Source organism: Achromobacter sp. EB05, assembly GCF_044232075.1.
GTDB lineage: Bacteria > Pseudomonadota > Gammaproteobacteria > Burkholderiales > Burkholderiaceae_B > Achromobacter > Achromobacter dolens.
Window position 1 is genome coordinate 3,455,385 of the sequence record NZ_CP155917.1, and the last position, 13,909, is coordinate 3,469,293.

The 13,909-nt window shown below is 66.7% G+C and carries 10 protein-coding genes; 6 read left to right on the forward strand and 4 right to left on the reverse strand.

The window, feature by feature from the left end; translation table 11 throughout:
• Positions 1-3 precede the first annotated feature (3 nt).
• The 6 genes from tssJ (at position 4) to AAID08_RS15800 (ending at position 9,051) form a co-directional block, all read left to right on the forward strand.
• Complete coding sequence (gene tssJ / locus AAID08_RS15775) at positions 4-621, forward strand: type VI secretion system lipoprotein TssJ (RefSeq protein WP_231132838.1); 618 nt, start codon at positions 4-6, stop codon at positions 619-621.
• A 75-nt stretch (positions 622-696) separates the two neighbouring features.
• Positions 697-2,043, forward strand: coding sequence for a type VI secretion system baseplate subunit TssK (gene tssK, locus AAID08_RS15780; RefSeq protein WP_054504402.1), 1,347 nt, complete (start codon positions 697-699; stop codon positions 2,041-2,043).
• A gap of 50 nt (positions 2,044-2,093) precedes the next feature.
• Complete coding sequence (icmH, locus tag AAID08_RS15785) at positions 2,094-2,873, forward strand: type IVB secretion system protein IcmH/DotU (protein ID WP_054504401.1); 780 nt, start codon at positions 2,094-2,096, stop codon at positions 2,871-2,873.
• Between the two features lie 25 nt (positions 2,874-2,898).
• Entirely contained in the window at positions 2,899-8,007 is a 5,109-nt protein-coding gene (locus AAID08_RS15790; protein WP_395756591.1) for a type VI secretion system Vgr family protein, read from the forward strand.
• Positions 8,008-8,134: 127 nt separating this feature from the next.
• Positions 8,135-8,629, forward strand: coding sequence for a hypothetical protein (locus AAID08_RS15795; RefSeq protein WP_211485659.1), 495 nt, complete (start codon positions 8,135-8,137; stop codon positions 8,627-8,629).
• A 32-nt stretch (positions 8,630-8,661) separates the two neighbouring features.
• Positions 8,662-9,051 (forward strand): hypothetical protein, encoded by a 390-nt coding sequence (locus AAID08_RS15800; protein WP_175166911.1) that lies wholly within the window; start codon positions 8,662-8,664, stop codon positions 9,049-9,051.
• Between the two features lie 36 nt (positions 9,052-9,087).
• Here AAID08_RS15800 and AAID08_RS15805 read toward each other — a convergent pair whose 3' ends face one another.
• The 4 genes from AAID08_RS15805 to AAID08_RS15820 are packed head-to-tail and all read right to left on the reverse strand — an operon-like array spanning position 9,088 to position 13,906.
• The gene (locus AAID08_RS15805; protein ID WP_395756592.1) at positions 9,088-9,837 is read right to left on the reverse strand and encodes a hypothetical protein; all 750 of its coding nucleotides are present in this window, start codon (positions 9,835-9,837) and stop codon (positions 9,088-9,090) included.
• Between the two features lie 35 nt (positions 9,838-9,872).
• Positions 9,873-12,173, reverse strand: coding sequence for a DUF2235 domain-containing protein (locus AAID08_RS15810; RefSeq protein ID WP_064522801.1), 2,301 nt, complete (start codon positions 12,171-12,173; stop codon positions 9,873-9,875).
• Positions 12,166-12,945, reverse strand: a complete 780-nt coding sequence (locus AAID08_RS15815; protein WP_063580023.1) for a DUF3304 domain-containing protein — start codon at positions 12,943-12,945, stop codon at positions 12,166-12,168. Before AAID08_RS15815 ends, AAID08_RS15810 begins: the two co-directional genes overlap by 8 nt.
• Positions 12,938-13,906: a DUF4123 domain-containing protein gene (locus AAID08_RS15820; RefSeq protein ID WP_175166909.1), complete on the reverse strand. Its 969-nt coding sequence runs from the start codon at positions 13,904-13,906 to the stop codon at positions 12,938-12,940. The genes AAID08_RS15815 and AAID08_RS15820 overlap by 8 nt, the downstream gene beginning before the upstream one ends.
• Between the last annotated feature and the right edge of the window lie 3 nt (positions 13,907-13,909).

Here is a 13,909-nt window from a genome sequence, read left to right on the forward strand (position 1 = left end):
GCCATGTCAAAACATCTCAATTTATCGCGATGCCTGGCCGCCACGATGCTTATCGCGGCAGCCCCCGTCATTACTGGTTGTGCGGCGGTTTCCGCCCTTGGCGCGGTGGCCGGAATCACCGGCACGGCGCTCGATGCGGCGGGCCTGAAAAAGGACCCAAATGCGCCCACGGACGTGAAATTGGCGATACACGCCGGAGAAAATTTGAATGCGAGCAGCGGCCAGCCAACCGCCGTCGTTACGAAAGCATACTATTTGAAGAATGCCGAGGCATTTCAGCGCGCACCGCTCACGCAATTGGTTGATACTGCGCAGGAAAAGGCGGCATTGGGCGACAGTCTGATCGCGTCGCGCGAAATCACCCTGACTCCAGGCCAGCGTTTCGAAAACGTCGAGAAGGTGCCGAAAGGCGCCGCGTATATCGCCGTTGCCGCCTTGTTTTACGCGCCCGCGCCGCAGCGCTGGAAATATGTGTTCGAGGTCAAAGAGGTCGAGGACACCGGCATCGTCCTGGGCGCGCATGCCTGCGCCATGACGGTCGCCACCGGCAAGATCGTGGTGCCGCCAGGCATGCCCGCGTTCGATCCGTCCCGGCTCGGTTCGTTGCAATGCCCGAACTGAATCCGGCGCGAGCCGGATGCGTTCACCGAAACGTCCTCTTTATATATAGATAGTCAATAACGAGAGCCCGCCAACGTGAGTTATTCAGCGAAGATTCTGTGGGGAGAGGGGCTGTTCCTGCGGCCCCAGCATTTTCAGCGCCAGGACGCCTACCATGAGGCCCGCCTGGCGGAGATGAGCCGGGCGCTGCATCCCTATTCCTGGGGCCTGCGCGCGGCGCGCTTCGATGCCGCCGCGCTCGCCAACGGCATGCTGCGCGCCACCGAGCTGTCGGCGATCTTTCCCGACGGCGAGATCTACAACGCGCCGCACAACGACGACCTGCCGCCGGCCGTGGCGCTGGACGGGCTCGACGGCGCCAGCGAGGCCGTGTTCTACCTGGCCCTGCATCCGATGAAGGACATCGGCGGCAACTACCGCGACGCGCAGCAATCGCAAGGCTTCGATGCCCGCTACGCGCACCAGGACAGCCCGGCGCCGGACCTCTACACCAACGCCAGCACCGCCGACCTGGCGTTCCTGCGCAAGAACGTGCGGCTGCTGTCCGAGCACGAACCGCGCGACGCGCTGCTGACCCTGCCGGTGGCGCGCGTGCGCCGCACCGCCAGCGCCGGTTACGAACTGGACACCAGCTTCATCGCCCCCAGCCTCACGGTGCAGGCCTGCGGCGCGCTGTTCGAGCAGTTGCGCCGCCTGCTGGACGCGCTGCAGGCCAAGGTCAACGCGCTGTACGGCTTTCACCGCGAACCCAACAAGAACATCATCGAGTTCCGCTCGGGCGACGTGGCCTCGTTCTGGCTGCTGCACACCGCCAACGAAGCCTATTCGGCGCTGTCGCACCTGTTCCACAACCCGCAACTGCATCCGGAGCGCCTGTTCCAGGAAATGCTGCGGCTGGCCGGCGCGCTGATGACGTTCTCGAAAGTGCACACGCTGGCCGACCTGCCGGTGTATCGCCACGAGCAGCCCGGCGCGGCCTTCGCGCAGCTCGACACGATCCTGCGCGACCTGCTCGACACCGTCATCTCGACCCGCTACTTCTCGATCGTGCTGGAAGAACTGCGGCCGTCGTTCCACGTCGGCCGGCTCGATTCCGACAAGCTCGACGAAACCACCGCGCTGTACCTGTCGGTGTCGGCCGCAACGCCCGCCAGCGAACTGGCCGAGACCGTGCCGCTGCGCTTCAAGGTCGGCGCGCCCGACGACGTCGAGAAGCTGGTGCTGTCGGCCATGCCGGGCGTGCAACTGGCCTACACCCCGCAGGTGCCGCCGGCGGTGCCGGTCAAGCCCGGCGCGTGCTATTTCGCCTTGCAGACGCGCGGTTCGCTGTACGACCGCATGCTGCAGGCCCGCAGCATCGCCATCTATGCGCCTGCCGGCATACCCGAACTGAAACTGGACCTGATCGCCGTCACCCGCTGACCGGCGCCCGTACGACCCGACGCAACCCGACGCCCACTGAAAGAGCCGCCATGAACACCGCCGCGCCCTCTCTGATGCCTGCAACCTCGCTCCCGCCCCACGCCGCCGACTTCTACGGCTCGCGTCCCGCCAAGTCACTGCTGGACCTGCTGTACGACGGTTTCCTGATGCTGTTCCTGCTCAAGAGCGGGCAGGAGCCGGCCAGCGCCGCGTCGTTCTCGGCCCGGGTGCAGCAGTTCCTCGCGGACTTCGAACGCAGCGCCAAGAAGCTCGACATCCCGGCCGAGGACGTCTACGCCACCAAGTACGCGTTCTGCGCCGCGGTTGACGAAACCGTGCTGAACTCCGGCTTCTCGATCCGCGATGCCTGGATGCTGCAACCGCTGCAACTGACGCTGTTCGGCGAGCAACTGGCCGGCGAGAACTTCTTCACACGCCTGGAGGACCTGCGCGCCCAGGGCGCGCCGCGGCTGCAGTCGCTGGAAGTGTTCTACATGTGCCTGCTGCTGGGCTTCCAGGGCAAATACATGATCGAGGGCCAGGAAAAACTCGGCTACCTGACCGCGCGCCTGGGCGACGAGATCGCGCTGCTGCGCGGCAAGCGCGCCGGCTTCGCGCCGCACTGGCCGCTGCCCGACAAGATCGCCCACACGCTCAAGCGCGACGTGCCGCTGTGGAGCATCGGCGCGCTGTTCGCCCTGCTGGGCCTGCTGGCCTACCTGGGCATGGCCCACTTCCTGAACGGCGACATGCAGACCGCCATGGCGCCCTATCACGACATCGTCAAGCTCGGGCCGCGCGCCGCCCACCTGACCATCTCGCTGCCCTGAAGGTTCACGCACACCGCCACGCACCATGATCGATCGCTCCTCCCCGCCCGCGGGCTATAGCAGCCTGAATGTTGCCTCGCTGTCCCAGAACGCCCGCCTGCTGCGCGTCGACACCCCGCTGGGCGAGGCGCTCGCCGTCGAACGCATGCATCTGCGCGAAGGCGTGTCCGAGCTGTTCGCGCTGACGCTGGACTGCCTGTCCTCGTCCGCCGAACTGGATATCGAATCCCTGCTGGGCAAGGAGATCAGCGTCGGCCTGCTGCTGGCCGATGGCGGACAGCGCCGCTGGCACGCGGTGGTGGAAGGCGTGGATGCGCTGGGCGCCGACGGCGGGCTGGCGCACTACCGCCTGCACGCCGCGCCCTGGCTGGCCACGCTGCGGCTGCGGCGCGACAGCTTCGTGTTCCAGGACAAGTCGGTCACCGACATCCTGACCGACGTGTTCGCGGACTACCCGCTGGCCGCGTTCGCCTTCGAGATCACCGAACCGCTGGCGCCGCGCCCGGTGCGCACCCAGTACCGGGAGACCGACCTGGACTTCGTGCTGCGGTTGATGGCCGAGGCCGGCCTGAGCTTTCGCTTCGACCACCAGCAGGGCGAAGGCCAGGCCGACGGCGGCGGCGCGCGCCACCGCCTGGTGGTGTTCGACGCCCGCGCGGCGCGGCCGGCCAACCCCGCCGCCTCGCTGCGTTTTCATCGCAGCGACGCCACCGAATCCGAAGACAGCGTCACGCGCTTTGGCGCGGCGCGCGCGCTGCGCGCCAACACCGTCACCCGCGTCGCCTGGAACGACCGCGCGTTGCTGGCGCACGGCGCTCATGCCGAATCGGCCCTGGACGCCGGCGCGCTGCCGCCACTGGAAGACTACGACTACGACGGCCACGGCCGCCATCCCGACGATGCCACGGCCGAGCAATTGGCCAGCCGCGGCCTGCAGGCGCACGAAGCGCGCGCGCTGCAATTCGAGGGCGGCGGCACGGCCCGCCAGATGATGCCGGGCCACGTCTTCGCGCTGACCCAGCACGACCGCTACGCGCAGGGCGATGCCGCCCCCGGCGACGAGCTGGGCGGCAACCAATACACCCTGCTGTGGGTGGAACACGAGGCCGCCAACAACCTGGGCAGCCAGGCCGCCCAGGCGCTGGACACGCCCGATCTGGAGCACGGCGCCTATCGCAACAACTTCGGCGCGCAGCCGGCCGCCGCCGCGCTGCTGCCGGCCTGGCGCGCCCGGCCCACGGCCCCCGAGGGCGTGACCGCGCTGGTGGTGACGGCGCAGGACGCCAGCGTCACCACCGGCCGCGACCTGCGCGTCAAGGTGCAGTTCCCGTGGCAACGCGGCGAACGGCCGCTGCCGGGCGGGCTGCGCCACCGCAGCCACGGCGACGACGCCGGCAACGCGCCCGGCGACGACCGCTCCGGCACCTGGCTGCGCGTGGCCGGCGCGCAAGCGGGTCCGAACTGGGGCGCGCACCACCTGCCGCGCCAGGGCACCGAAGTCGTGGTGGAATTCCTCGACGGCGACATCGACCAGCCCGTGGTGGTGGCGCAGTTGTACAACGACAGCGACCTGCCGCCCTGGAGCGCGGGCGTGGACGCCGATGCCAACCATCCCGGCACGCTCAGCGGCTGGCACAGCCAGGCCCTGGACGGCAGCGGCTACAGCCAGTGGCTGTTCGACGACACCGCCGGACAGGTGCGCACGCGCCTGTCCAGCTCCATCGCCGCGTCGCAATTGGGACTGGGCTATCTGGTGCAGCAAGGCGCCGACGAATCCTCGCGCGGCCAATGGCGCGGCACGGGCTTCGAGCTGCGTTCCGACGCCTGGACCGTGGTGCGTTCGGGCCAGGGCATGCTGCTGTCGGCAAACGCCCGCGAAAGCGCCCGCTCCACCCAGGCCGATGCGCAGGAAGCGCTGCTGTTGCTGCGTGGCGCGCAACATGCCGCGCAGCGTATCGACAACGTTGCCACGCAGAGCCAGGCGCGCGCGCTGGCGGCCAACGAACAATTCAACCCGCTGATCCAGGCGCTGGACCCGAAGGCCGACGGCCGCTATGCCGGCAGCGTCGGCGGCCAGCAGGCGGTGAAGGCCAGCGCCAACGAGCGCAGCGGCACCGACCCGGTCGAACGCATCGATGGCGCCCGCATGCTGGTCGACGCGCCCTCGTCGCTGAACCTGGCGACCCCCGCCAGCGCGATCCTGCATGCCAGCGAAAACCTGCACGCCACCACCCAGGCCGACGGCCACGTCGCGGCGCGCCAGACCTTCGCCAGCGCCTCGGGCCGTTCCACCAGCCTGTTCGTGCAGGACGGCGGCCTGCGCGCCATCGCCGCCAACGCGCCGGTGTCGATCCACGCGCACACCGACATGCTGGAAATGCTGGCGGGCCAGGACATCACCATCACCTCCACCACCGACAGCATCGAGATCCTGGCGAACACGCGCATCACCTTGCAGGCGGCCGGGGGCAGCATCGTCATGGACGGCGGCGACATCCTCTTCAAGGGCCCGGGCATGTTCTCGGTCAAGGGCGCTTCGCACAACCTGATCGGGCCGGCCAGCGACGCGGCCGCCCTGCCCGCGCTGCCCTCCAGCCAGGTCGGCGATCCGATGCTGGTGACGGCCGAACTGGTGCACCGGCCCAACGCGCTGCTCCAGGCCCTGAGCGGTTCAGGCAAGGCGCTCAATGCCGCGGGCGCTTCGGACGCCCTGGCCGCCGCGCCGGCCGCAGCCGATGCGGCCGCCGCGGGCGGGCCCGGCTCGGCCCTGGCCGGTGGCGCCAGCGCGCTTTCGAGCGGCCTGACAGCCGCTTCCGGCATGCTGGACAAAGCCAAGTCAATGGCCGGCGCCGTGCTCAAGCCGGTGCAGGACCTGGGCGCGATGGCCGGCAAAGCCATGGGCGCCGTCACCGAAGCCGGCTCCGGCCTGGTCTCGGGCGTCGCGGCCAAGGCCGGCGGCATGGCGCAGTCCGCGGTGAGCGCGGTCACGCCGTCGCTGATGAGCGGCGCCACCCCGTCGCTGATGGGGCGCGCCGCTTCGGCCGCCGGCAATGCCACGCAATCGCTGGTAAGTGAAAACGCCGCGTCCCTGACGCAAGGCGCCGGCGGCGCGCTCGCCAGCGCCGTGCCCATCCCTGCCGGCCTGGCCAACGCCGCCGACGCGGTCTCCCAGGCCGGCGCCATGGCCGGCCAGGCCACGGCGATGGCATCGCAGGCCGCCGCGCTGGGTTCGAAAGCCGGCGGCATGTTGTCCGGCGCCTCGGACGGTGCCGCTGGCGCGGCGGGTGCCTCGGCAGCCGCGGGTGGCGCGGCGGGCGCGGCGGCATCCGCTGGCGGCGTGGGCGCAGCCATCGGCCCGATGATGACCCAGGCCATGGGCGTCATGGGCGACCGCGGCGCGGCGCTCGGCTCCACCGTGAACACGCTGCTGTCGATGCCGGACGTCACCCAGGGCAACCTGCCCGCCGTGGCCGGCGCCATTCTCAGCACGCCGGGGCTGACGCACTCCGCGGTCCCGGCGGTGGTGGGCGCCATCCTGCAATCGCCCAGCATTTCCAGCGTGACGCTGCCCAAGGTGGCGCAAGCCATCATGAACATCCCCGCGGTGGCCAACTCGCCCTATCCGGGCCTGGCCCGGCGCGTGATGGAAGCGGCCGGCATCAACCTGCCCGGCGCCGCGCGGGTGCCCGGCGGCGCCACCGGCGAACCGGCGGGCGACACGCCAAGGCCGGCCACCACGGTGGCCTCGGCCTACCAGGCGCGTAGCGGCGCCAAGCTGCAATACGTCAACCTGCCGCAGGCCGAGGAACGCTGGAACGACGGCCAGGCGCTCACCAGCCTGGACCGCCAGACCAACAAGCCCAAGATCCGGGTGCGCTTCGACAAGGCCGGCCAACACCGCTTCACGGTCAAGGTCAGCCCGCGGCCGGGCAATGCGGTGTACTCGGCGCGCGAACTGAGCCGCCAGCCGCTCTACCGCGAGCCGAACCAGCGCTCCTACAGTTACGTCACCGATCCGGACGGCACCAAGATCGTCGACGATATCGCGCTGCCAGCCGCCGGACTGAACACCTATCTGTTCGAGGTGGTCAACGACAAGAACCAGATCATCTCCACCGAGGTCGTGGAAACGGTCAGGCGCCTGTACATCCAGGAAATCATGCTGCCCGGCCCCGAGCCGATGCAGCGCCCCCACGGCTTCCAGCCGACCGCGACCGAGTACGCGCGGCACGGCGTGGACGTTGTGCAGTTGCCGCCGCTGACCACGCGCGGCCAGGCCAATTACGATGTGATCTATGACAACAGCGCTGACGATGCCCGCCTGCGCAGCGCGGCACGGTCGGTCTACGCCCAATCGCAGGGCGCCGAGCGCGAGCCGTACACCATCGTGGCCTGCCACGTGGACCGGCTCGCCACGCCGAAGCCGGTGCAGCCCTTTTACATCCGCGCCAACGCGGGCCCGGGCGCCGGCAGCACACAGGTCCAGTTCGCCGACGCCGCCGGCGACGTCAGCTTCCTCTGGTACAACATCGATCCGGCCCAGGACTGGTTCCTGGAATGCCTGTTCGAGTACACCGACCCGGCCGCCGGCGTGCGGCGCGCGGTGGTGCCACGCGATCGGGTCACGCCGGTCCCCTACGATCCGGCCCAGCCCAAGGCCTGCCATGCGGTGAACGTACGCCTGGAGGGGCTGCTGCCCGTGCCCACGGCCGGCAAGATCGTATTGCGCGTGCGACTCATGGAAAGCGCGGCGGCCGGTCTCGCGTTCTACAACACCAACCTGCTGTGCGTGGCCGCGATGTCCCCCTGGGACCCGGTGACGATGAACTACCAGCAGGAGACCTTCGTCCATGAAATCGGCCACCTGATCGGCATGACGCCCAGCGGCCCGGAATGGGTCCAGGCGCATCCGGACGAAGCCGACATGGACTCGTCCAAACTCGACAAGGGGCCGTTTTTCTATTCCAAGTGGGGCAACCACTGCCATCAGGGCCTGCCCGCGAACCGGTTCAGCGATGCCGACACCGGCGCCTGCGTCATGTTCGGCGCCGACTGCATGAGCATCCGCTTCTGCGTCCATTGCGCCAAGGCCGTCCGCAAAGTGGATATGTCCGGTGGCTGGCCCACGTTCTGACGGCTGGCGCCGCGCGGCGCCGGCCCTGGTTTTGCTGCTCGCGGCCGCGCTCTGCGCCCTGCCCGCGTCGGCGCGGACCGTCGGCGGTCCGCGCGCCCCCTCTCAACCCGCTACCCAGACCGCTTCCATGACCACCGACTGGATTGACCCGCCCGCCTTCGCCACCGCCCCCATCGGCACCGTGTTGGACCACGCCTGCATCCCGCCCAACCACGGCAGCGATGACCAACTGAACATCGCCGCGCCCACGCGCGTGCGGCCGCAGGCCACCGGCGCCTTGGTGATCCCGGTATGCGCGCAAGGCATCATCCCCGTCTCGCAAAATCAGAAGTTGCCGCGCTTCGTGGCGGTCAACACCCAGACCGGCAAGACCTACGAAGGCGTGGCCTACGAATACAAGCGCCGTCCGCCCCGCGCCGGCGTCGAGGTCGACGAGATCCCGGGCTCGCGCCCGCCCAAGGGCATCCCGATCAGCCCGGGCATCAGCGTCGGCACGCAGTTCAGCACCGACCTGGCGGCGCAGGTGGGACTGCCCACGGAGCCGGCGAAGTACGAGGTCTATATCGAGTCCAATGGCGTGCGGTCCAATACCGTCACGATCGAAGTACAGGCGGCGCCCTAGGCCCGGCGCGACGCCGCCCACGCCGGCCGGCCATGTTTCCGCTCGAAATCCTTCTGCTCATCGGCGGCATGGCGCTGGCCGTCGGCATCGCCGCGCTGGTGGTGGCGATCCAGGTCCTGCGCTTCATCCACTGGGGGTACTGGGCCGACGATGCGACCCACGGCGAGCGGCCCCATTTCACCGGCCCGCTGCTGGCCCTGGTGTTCAGCCTGCTGGCCGCCAGCGAAATCCTGCCGTTTCACCCGATCTTCGACCGGATCCATGAGCTGAATCCGGTGCCCCCCTGGGCGACGGAGTATTACATGGTGGCGATGCTGGGGTTGATGGTGCTGTCCTGGGCCTATGGAGGCAGGATCAAGCACTGGCTGTGGAACAGGTTGCGGCGATGGCTGCGGCGCTCAGGGGCGCGGTCCGAATCGTGAATACGCGGTAGCCTGGGCGTTGCGACCGCGTCGGCGTCAACCATTCTTGTCGCCCGGCGGCGTACCCTGGGCTTTCAAGCGTGCGATGGTCGCCACCGGCAATGCGGCGACGGCCTTGGCGAAATCGCCGGGCTGGCGGCCGGGTTGCGACAGCAGCGCGGCGATTTCCGGGTCGGTGTCGAAGTCGGAGGCGACGGTGAAATACAGGCGCATGTATTGGCGCATGTCTTGCTCCTCCACGATGCGATACTTGATCCAGGCCGTCCTGGCGACTTTGCCAAGCACACGCAGGACCTCATGGCGATCCCGATAATCTTCGAATGCGCCGCGGTATTCCCGGTAAAGCCAGTCCGTCGTGTCGACCAACGGGAAGCGTGTCTGGCCGAGCAGTTTGCGGCTCAGGGCCAGCTCCATATGCTCATCGGGGTAGATGTGCAGTTCCAGGTACAAAGGCCCATCGCCTGCGGGTATGGGCGTCGGGCCGAGATGGACCTTGGTTTCCTTGCGAAACAGCAAGCTGTCCATCGTACCGTCATAGAGATGCTTGATCGCCTCTTCACCATCCAGACCTGACCATCGAACCGTGAACTCCGTGCCCTTCAAGGTGTAGCAACAGGTCACTGATCCCTCGCCGCCGCCAACACCCATGGCGCCGCTGCTGGCGGTCCGCCCCGCTTTGTCGGAAATGAGGATGGTGTCGATGTCCCACGGCGTGTAGTTGTAGGCGATCAGGTTCAGACCACGATACTCGGGCTCGCCGCCACAAGCGGCCGATGCGGCCAGCAATGCGATTGCGAAAACCCGGCTTGCGTGCCGCCCCTTCATGGCCGGGCCGGCGCCATACTATCCAGGTTCGCCCGCATCTGGTCCACGCGCGCCGCAGCGGCGGTATCGGTCTTCAACTTCGCCTCCTCGGCCTTGAAATCGGTCTTGCCGAAAATGTCCTTGTCGCGCGTGCGGAAGTACAGCGTGGTGCTGGCCAGCAGGTGATCCGGCCAACTGCTCAGCATGGCGTCGTGCACCAGGAAGTCGAACAGGGCCATGACCTTGGGCGGCAGCGGATTCTTGCCGGCACTGGCTTCGCGCCATACGTTCAGCAGGCGCTGTTCGGTGGCCCGCCTTGCCTTCATGTCGGCGAAGGGGTCCTTGGGCTGGTCTTCGTCGGTCAACTTGCCGCCATTGCGCACGATGATGTCGTTGCGCATCTTTTGCATATCGCGCGGACCCTGGTTCACCTGTTCGATGCGGCGCACCAGCTCAGGATTAGTGCGGCGGAGTTCGTCTTTGCGCCGCTCGTTCTCGGCATCCTTGCGCTCGGCGTCTTCCAGCGCCCGGTATTCCTCCTCAAGCCGCTGCCACAACGGCTTGAACCGCTTGGGCGGCAACTCGCCACGGCTGGCCGCTGCGCGCTCCCAGCGTTCGTCCTTCAGCGCCTCCAGTTCTTTCAGGCGAGCCGTGTTTTCGGGCTTTGCCCGCTCTTCGCGCGACAGCCCCGACACGCGGCGGAGTTCTTCGTTGTATTCCTGTTCGGGCGTGAAGAAATCGCGATCCTTGATCCACTTTTCCGCGGGATCTGACAGCTCGCTCTTGAAGACGGGGTCCTGGTAGCGGACGGCGAGCCAGCGCAGGAAGACTTCCATGTGGGGCATAAAGTCGATGCCTGGCTCGTATTTCACTACGCTGCGATAGGCATCAACCAACTCGTTGATATGGTATGTCTGGCCGCCATCCTGGATAGACGCAGCCATGCTGAACTTGGCATAAGTCAGCGCCCGCTTGTCGAATAGTTGCTCCATGCTGTAGAAGCCCACTCCGTGGCAGAGGCCAAGATTCAGCATGTCGCGCAACGGCACCCGCGACAGCTCGCCGCGTGATCCAAGCGACCCCTCAGGACTGACACCCGTGACATCCCCGCTCGACCCGGGGTAGAGATACTGCTCACCCCGGGTTTTCTCAAGGCTATCCACACGCTGGTTGGCACGCAGCTCCTGCGCGGCGGCAAAGTGGACGCATTTTTCGACTGCGCCCGGCACCGTCAGCGTACGATCCTTGTGAGTCTGTTTGATCAGATCCGTAAATGGCAGAAAACCCAGGAAGGTATTCTCATCCATGATCGACGAGACGGAATCGAGCAACCCCAGGAAGCGGATGCGGATTTCAGCCTCGCGCGCGCCATTCACGCCCGGAAAGACGAGATCCTTGTCATGGCGACGGCGGTACTTCTTGACCACGTCGTTGATGAACTGGCGTGCCATGACGCCTCCCCGATCGCCGCCAAACACCGAAATCTCGATCCGCCGCACGTTATTCATTTCGGCGCTTACCGCCTCATGCACCGCACGCAACTGGCGCAGCGCCGCATCGACCCGCACGTCAACACCGGTTCCCATCAGGTAGGCCACGGTTTCGTTGTCACGAATGACGGGCACGCCTTCCAGCGCCGTGGTCTTGGCGACTTCCTTGGCCGCGGTCCAACCAACTTTCAAGGGATTTTTCTTGAAGCCTGCCCAGAAACCACGCACCGTACCCTTGGCTCGATTGACCAGGCGTTCCGGGTCCCAGGCATTCCAGATCCGCACCACCTTGTCGGGAAGCGTCTTGACGTCCTTCACCACATCCTTGTACGCCTTGACCACCGGCTGAAACGAGCCCTCTTTGATCATCTTCTGGGTAGCGCTGCGCAAGCGCTTGAGCGCATCCGTCTCCGGAATCTCGTCGGTGCGGGTGATGTTCTTGGCAGCGTTCTTGGCGTTCTTCGCGGCTTCGCTCAGGATTTTTTTTCCGGCGGTGGTCGCTCCGTAGATCAAATCGTCATTCTTGGCGTCCGCATTCAACTCCGTGCCCAGTCCTGAATAGTAGAACCGGAACCAATACTGATTCACGGGACGATCTTCGTCGTCATGAGCATAGTGCGCTTCCCAGAGCCGACAGATATTCGAGTAGAACGTGGGATGCTTGTTATCGACATCGCGGCTGCGGCCGAACCCGTCGAAGAAGAACCCGATGCGGATCACGGCGCCACATTCCTGGCAGTCCTGCTTGGGATAGGCAGCCTCGTTCTCGGCCATTTTCTTGAGCACGGTGGCGGGGGTGCGATCCACCGGCGGTAGGCGGTCAGCCATTCTTGTCTCCCGGGGCGGTTCCCGTAGCTTTCAGATGCGCGATCTTGTCCGCAGGCAAGGCCTGCACGGCCTTGGCAAAGTCGCCCGGCTGGCGACCAGATTTGGCCAGCAGCGCCGCGATGTCCGGGTCGGTGTTGAAGTTCGATGCCACGGTGAAATACAGCAGCATGTATTCCTGCAGGTCCTGCTTATCCTCGAGACGGTATTTCGTCCAGGCCGTTTTGGTCACCTTGGCGACAACCCTGCGAACCTCGGCACTACTGCGATAGTCGCCCAGAGCGTCACGATGCTGGGCATAGAGCCAACGCGTAACCTCGACGATCGGAATGCGTACCTGCCCCAGCAACTTGCGGCTCAGCGCCAGCTCCATATGCTCGTCGGGGTAGATGTGCAACTCCAGATATAGCGGCCCATCACCCGGCGGAATTTCGGCCGCTGGGAAACGGACGGGCGTCTCCTTGTTGAAGATCACCTCCTCCAACTTGCCGTCAAACATGTGTTGGCGGGCCTCCTCCGCGTCCGCCCCACGCCATTGCACCTTGAAATCGGTGCCCTTGAGGTGATAGCAGCAGGTCACCGAACCTTCCCCGCCACCCGCGATGATGGCACCTGTAGTGGCCGAGTTTCCCTCTTTATCCGTGACCTCGACACGATCCAAATCCCAAGGCGTGTAGTTGTAAGTTACGAACGAGAGTCCCTTGTAGCTAGGCTCGCCATTGCATCCCGCCAGCATCCCCAGCCACATCAACAGAATGACCAAGCCCTTACGCATTCAAAACCCCCTGTTCCCGTTCCTGCTCCGCCCGCAGCAGCCCATCCCACACCGCGTCGGGCACATGTGCCAGCGCCTGCGACAGCCCCTCGCCCTGGAAGGCGCGCAGCGCCGGCGAGATCGCCTCGTGTTCGTCAAAGCGCGGGGAAATCGTGATGCCCCACGCCACGTAGTCCAGCATGTCGCGCTCGCTGGCGATGCCGTATGAGCGCGCCCGCGCCATCTGTTCGGTCACGCGCTCGACCAGTTCATCCTGCCGCAGTTCGCCCAGCACGCCGAGGTAGATGCGGCGGATCTGCACCGCCAGCTTGTCCGGATAGTCCAGCTCCAGCAGCGCCTGGTGCTGCGCCAGCGTGAACGGTTGCTGCCGGGGCGCATCGTCGGCCGGCCGCTGGCCGGGGCCGGTCCACTGCGCCAGGGTGCCGTCGCGGCGCGGGTAGCGCAGCAGATTGAACGGCGCCAGGAAACGCGCGCGCTCGGCCGGCGTCCACACCTGGAAGGCGCGGTCCAGGATGCGGCTGTCGTAAAGGTGCAGGTAGTACTCGCGGCCATCGGGCAGGCCGTACTCCCCGTAATAGGCGAAGTGCGCCATCAGTTCGGCCAGCGGCAAGGGCGACACCAGATGGATCAGCGCATACGCGCCGCTATCGCTTTGGTGCAGCCGCTTCAGCAGGCGCAGCAATTCCGAGGTACGCGGCTCGCCCGGGTCGCGCGACAGTTCGAAACGGGTCAGGTCATCGACCTCGATCAGCAACGGCGCGATGTCTTCGTAGATCGCCAGTTCGGTGCCAACCCAGATGGAGCCATGGCTCAGATCCGCGCTGGCCCGAAGCGGAGCGGACAGTTCGGCGTGGCCGCGAAAATCCACCAGCAGAAAGGTATTCAATCCTGCGCCGACATCGGCGGCCAGATCAACGGCCTGGGCCAGCGTGTCGTTCAGGCGCGACTCCCAATCCATCATGCC

Coding starts and splice junctions, on each gene's coding strand:
- AAID08_RS15795 (WP_211485659.1), top strand. CDS start 8,135: ATGACCACCGACTGGATTGACCCGCCCGCCTTCGCCACCGCCCCCATC.
- icmH (WP_054504401.1), top strand. CDS start 2,094: ATGAACACCGCCGCGCCCTCTCTGATGCCTGCAACCTCGCTCCCGCCC.
- AAID08_RS15815 (WP_063580023.1), bottom strand. CDS start 12,945: ATGCGTAAGGGCTTGGTCATTCTGTTGATGTGGCTGGGGATGCTGGCG.
- tssJ (WP_231132838.1), top strand. CDS start 4: ATGTCAAAACATCTCAATTTATCGCGATGCCTGGCCGCCACGATGCTT.
- AAID08_RS15820 (WP_175166909.1), bottom strand. CDS start 13,906: ATGATGGATTGGGAGTCGCGCCTGAACGACACGCTGGCCCAGGCCGTT.
- AAID08_RS15800 (WP_175166911.1), top strand. CDS start 8,662: ATGTTTCCGCTCGAAATCCTTCTGCTCATCGGCGGCATGGCGCTGGCC.
- AAID08_RS15790 (WP_395756591.1), top strand. CDS start 2,899: ATGATCGATCGCTCCTCCCCGCCCGCGGGCTATAGCAGCCTGAATGTT.
- AAID08_RS15810 (WP_064522801.1), bottom strand. CDS start 12,173: ATGGCTGACCGCCTACCGCCGGTGGATCGCACCCCCGCCACCGTGCTC.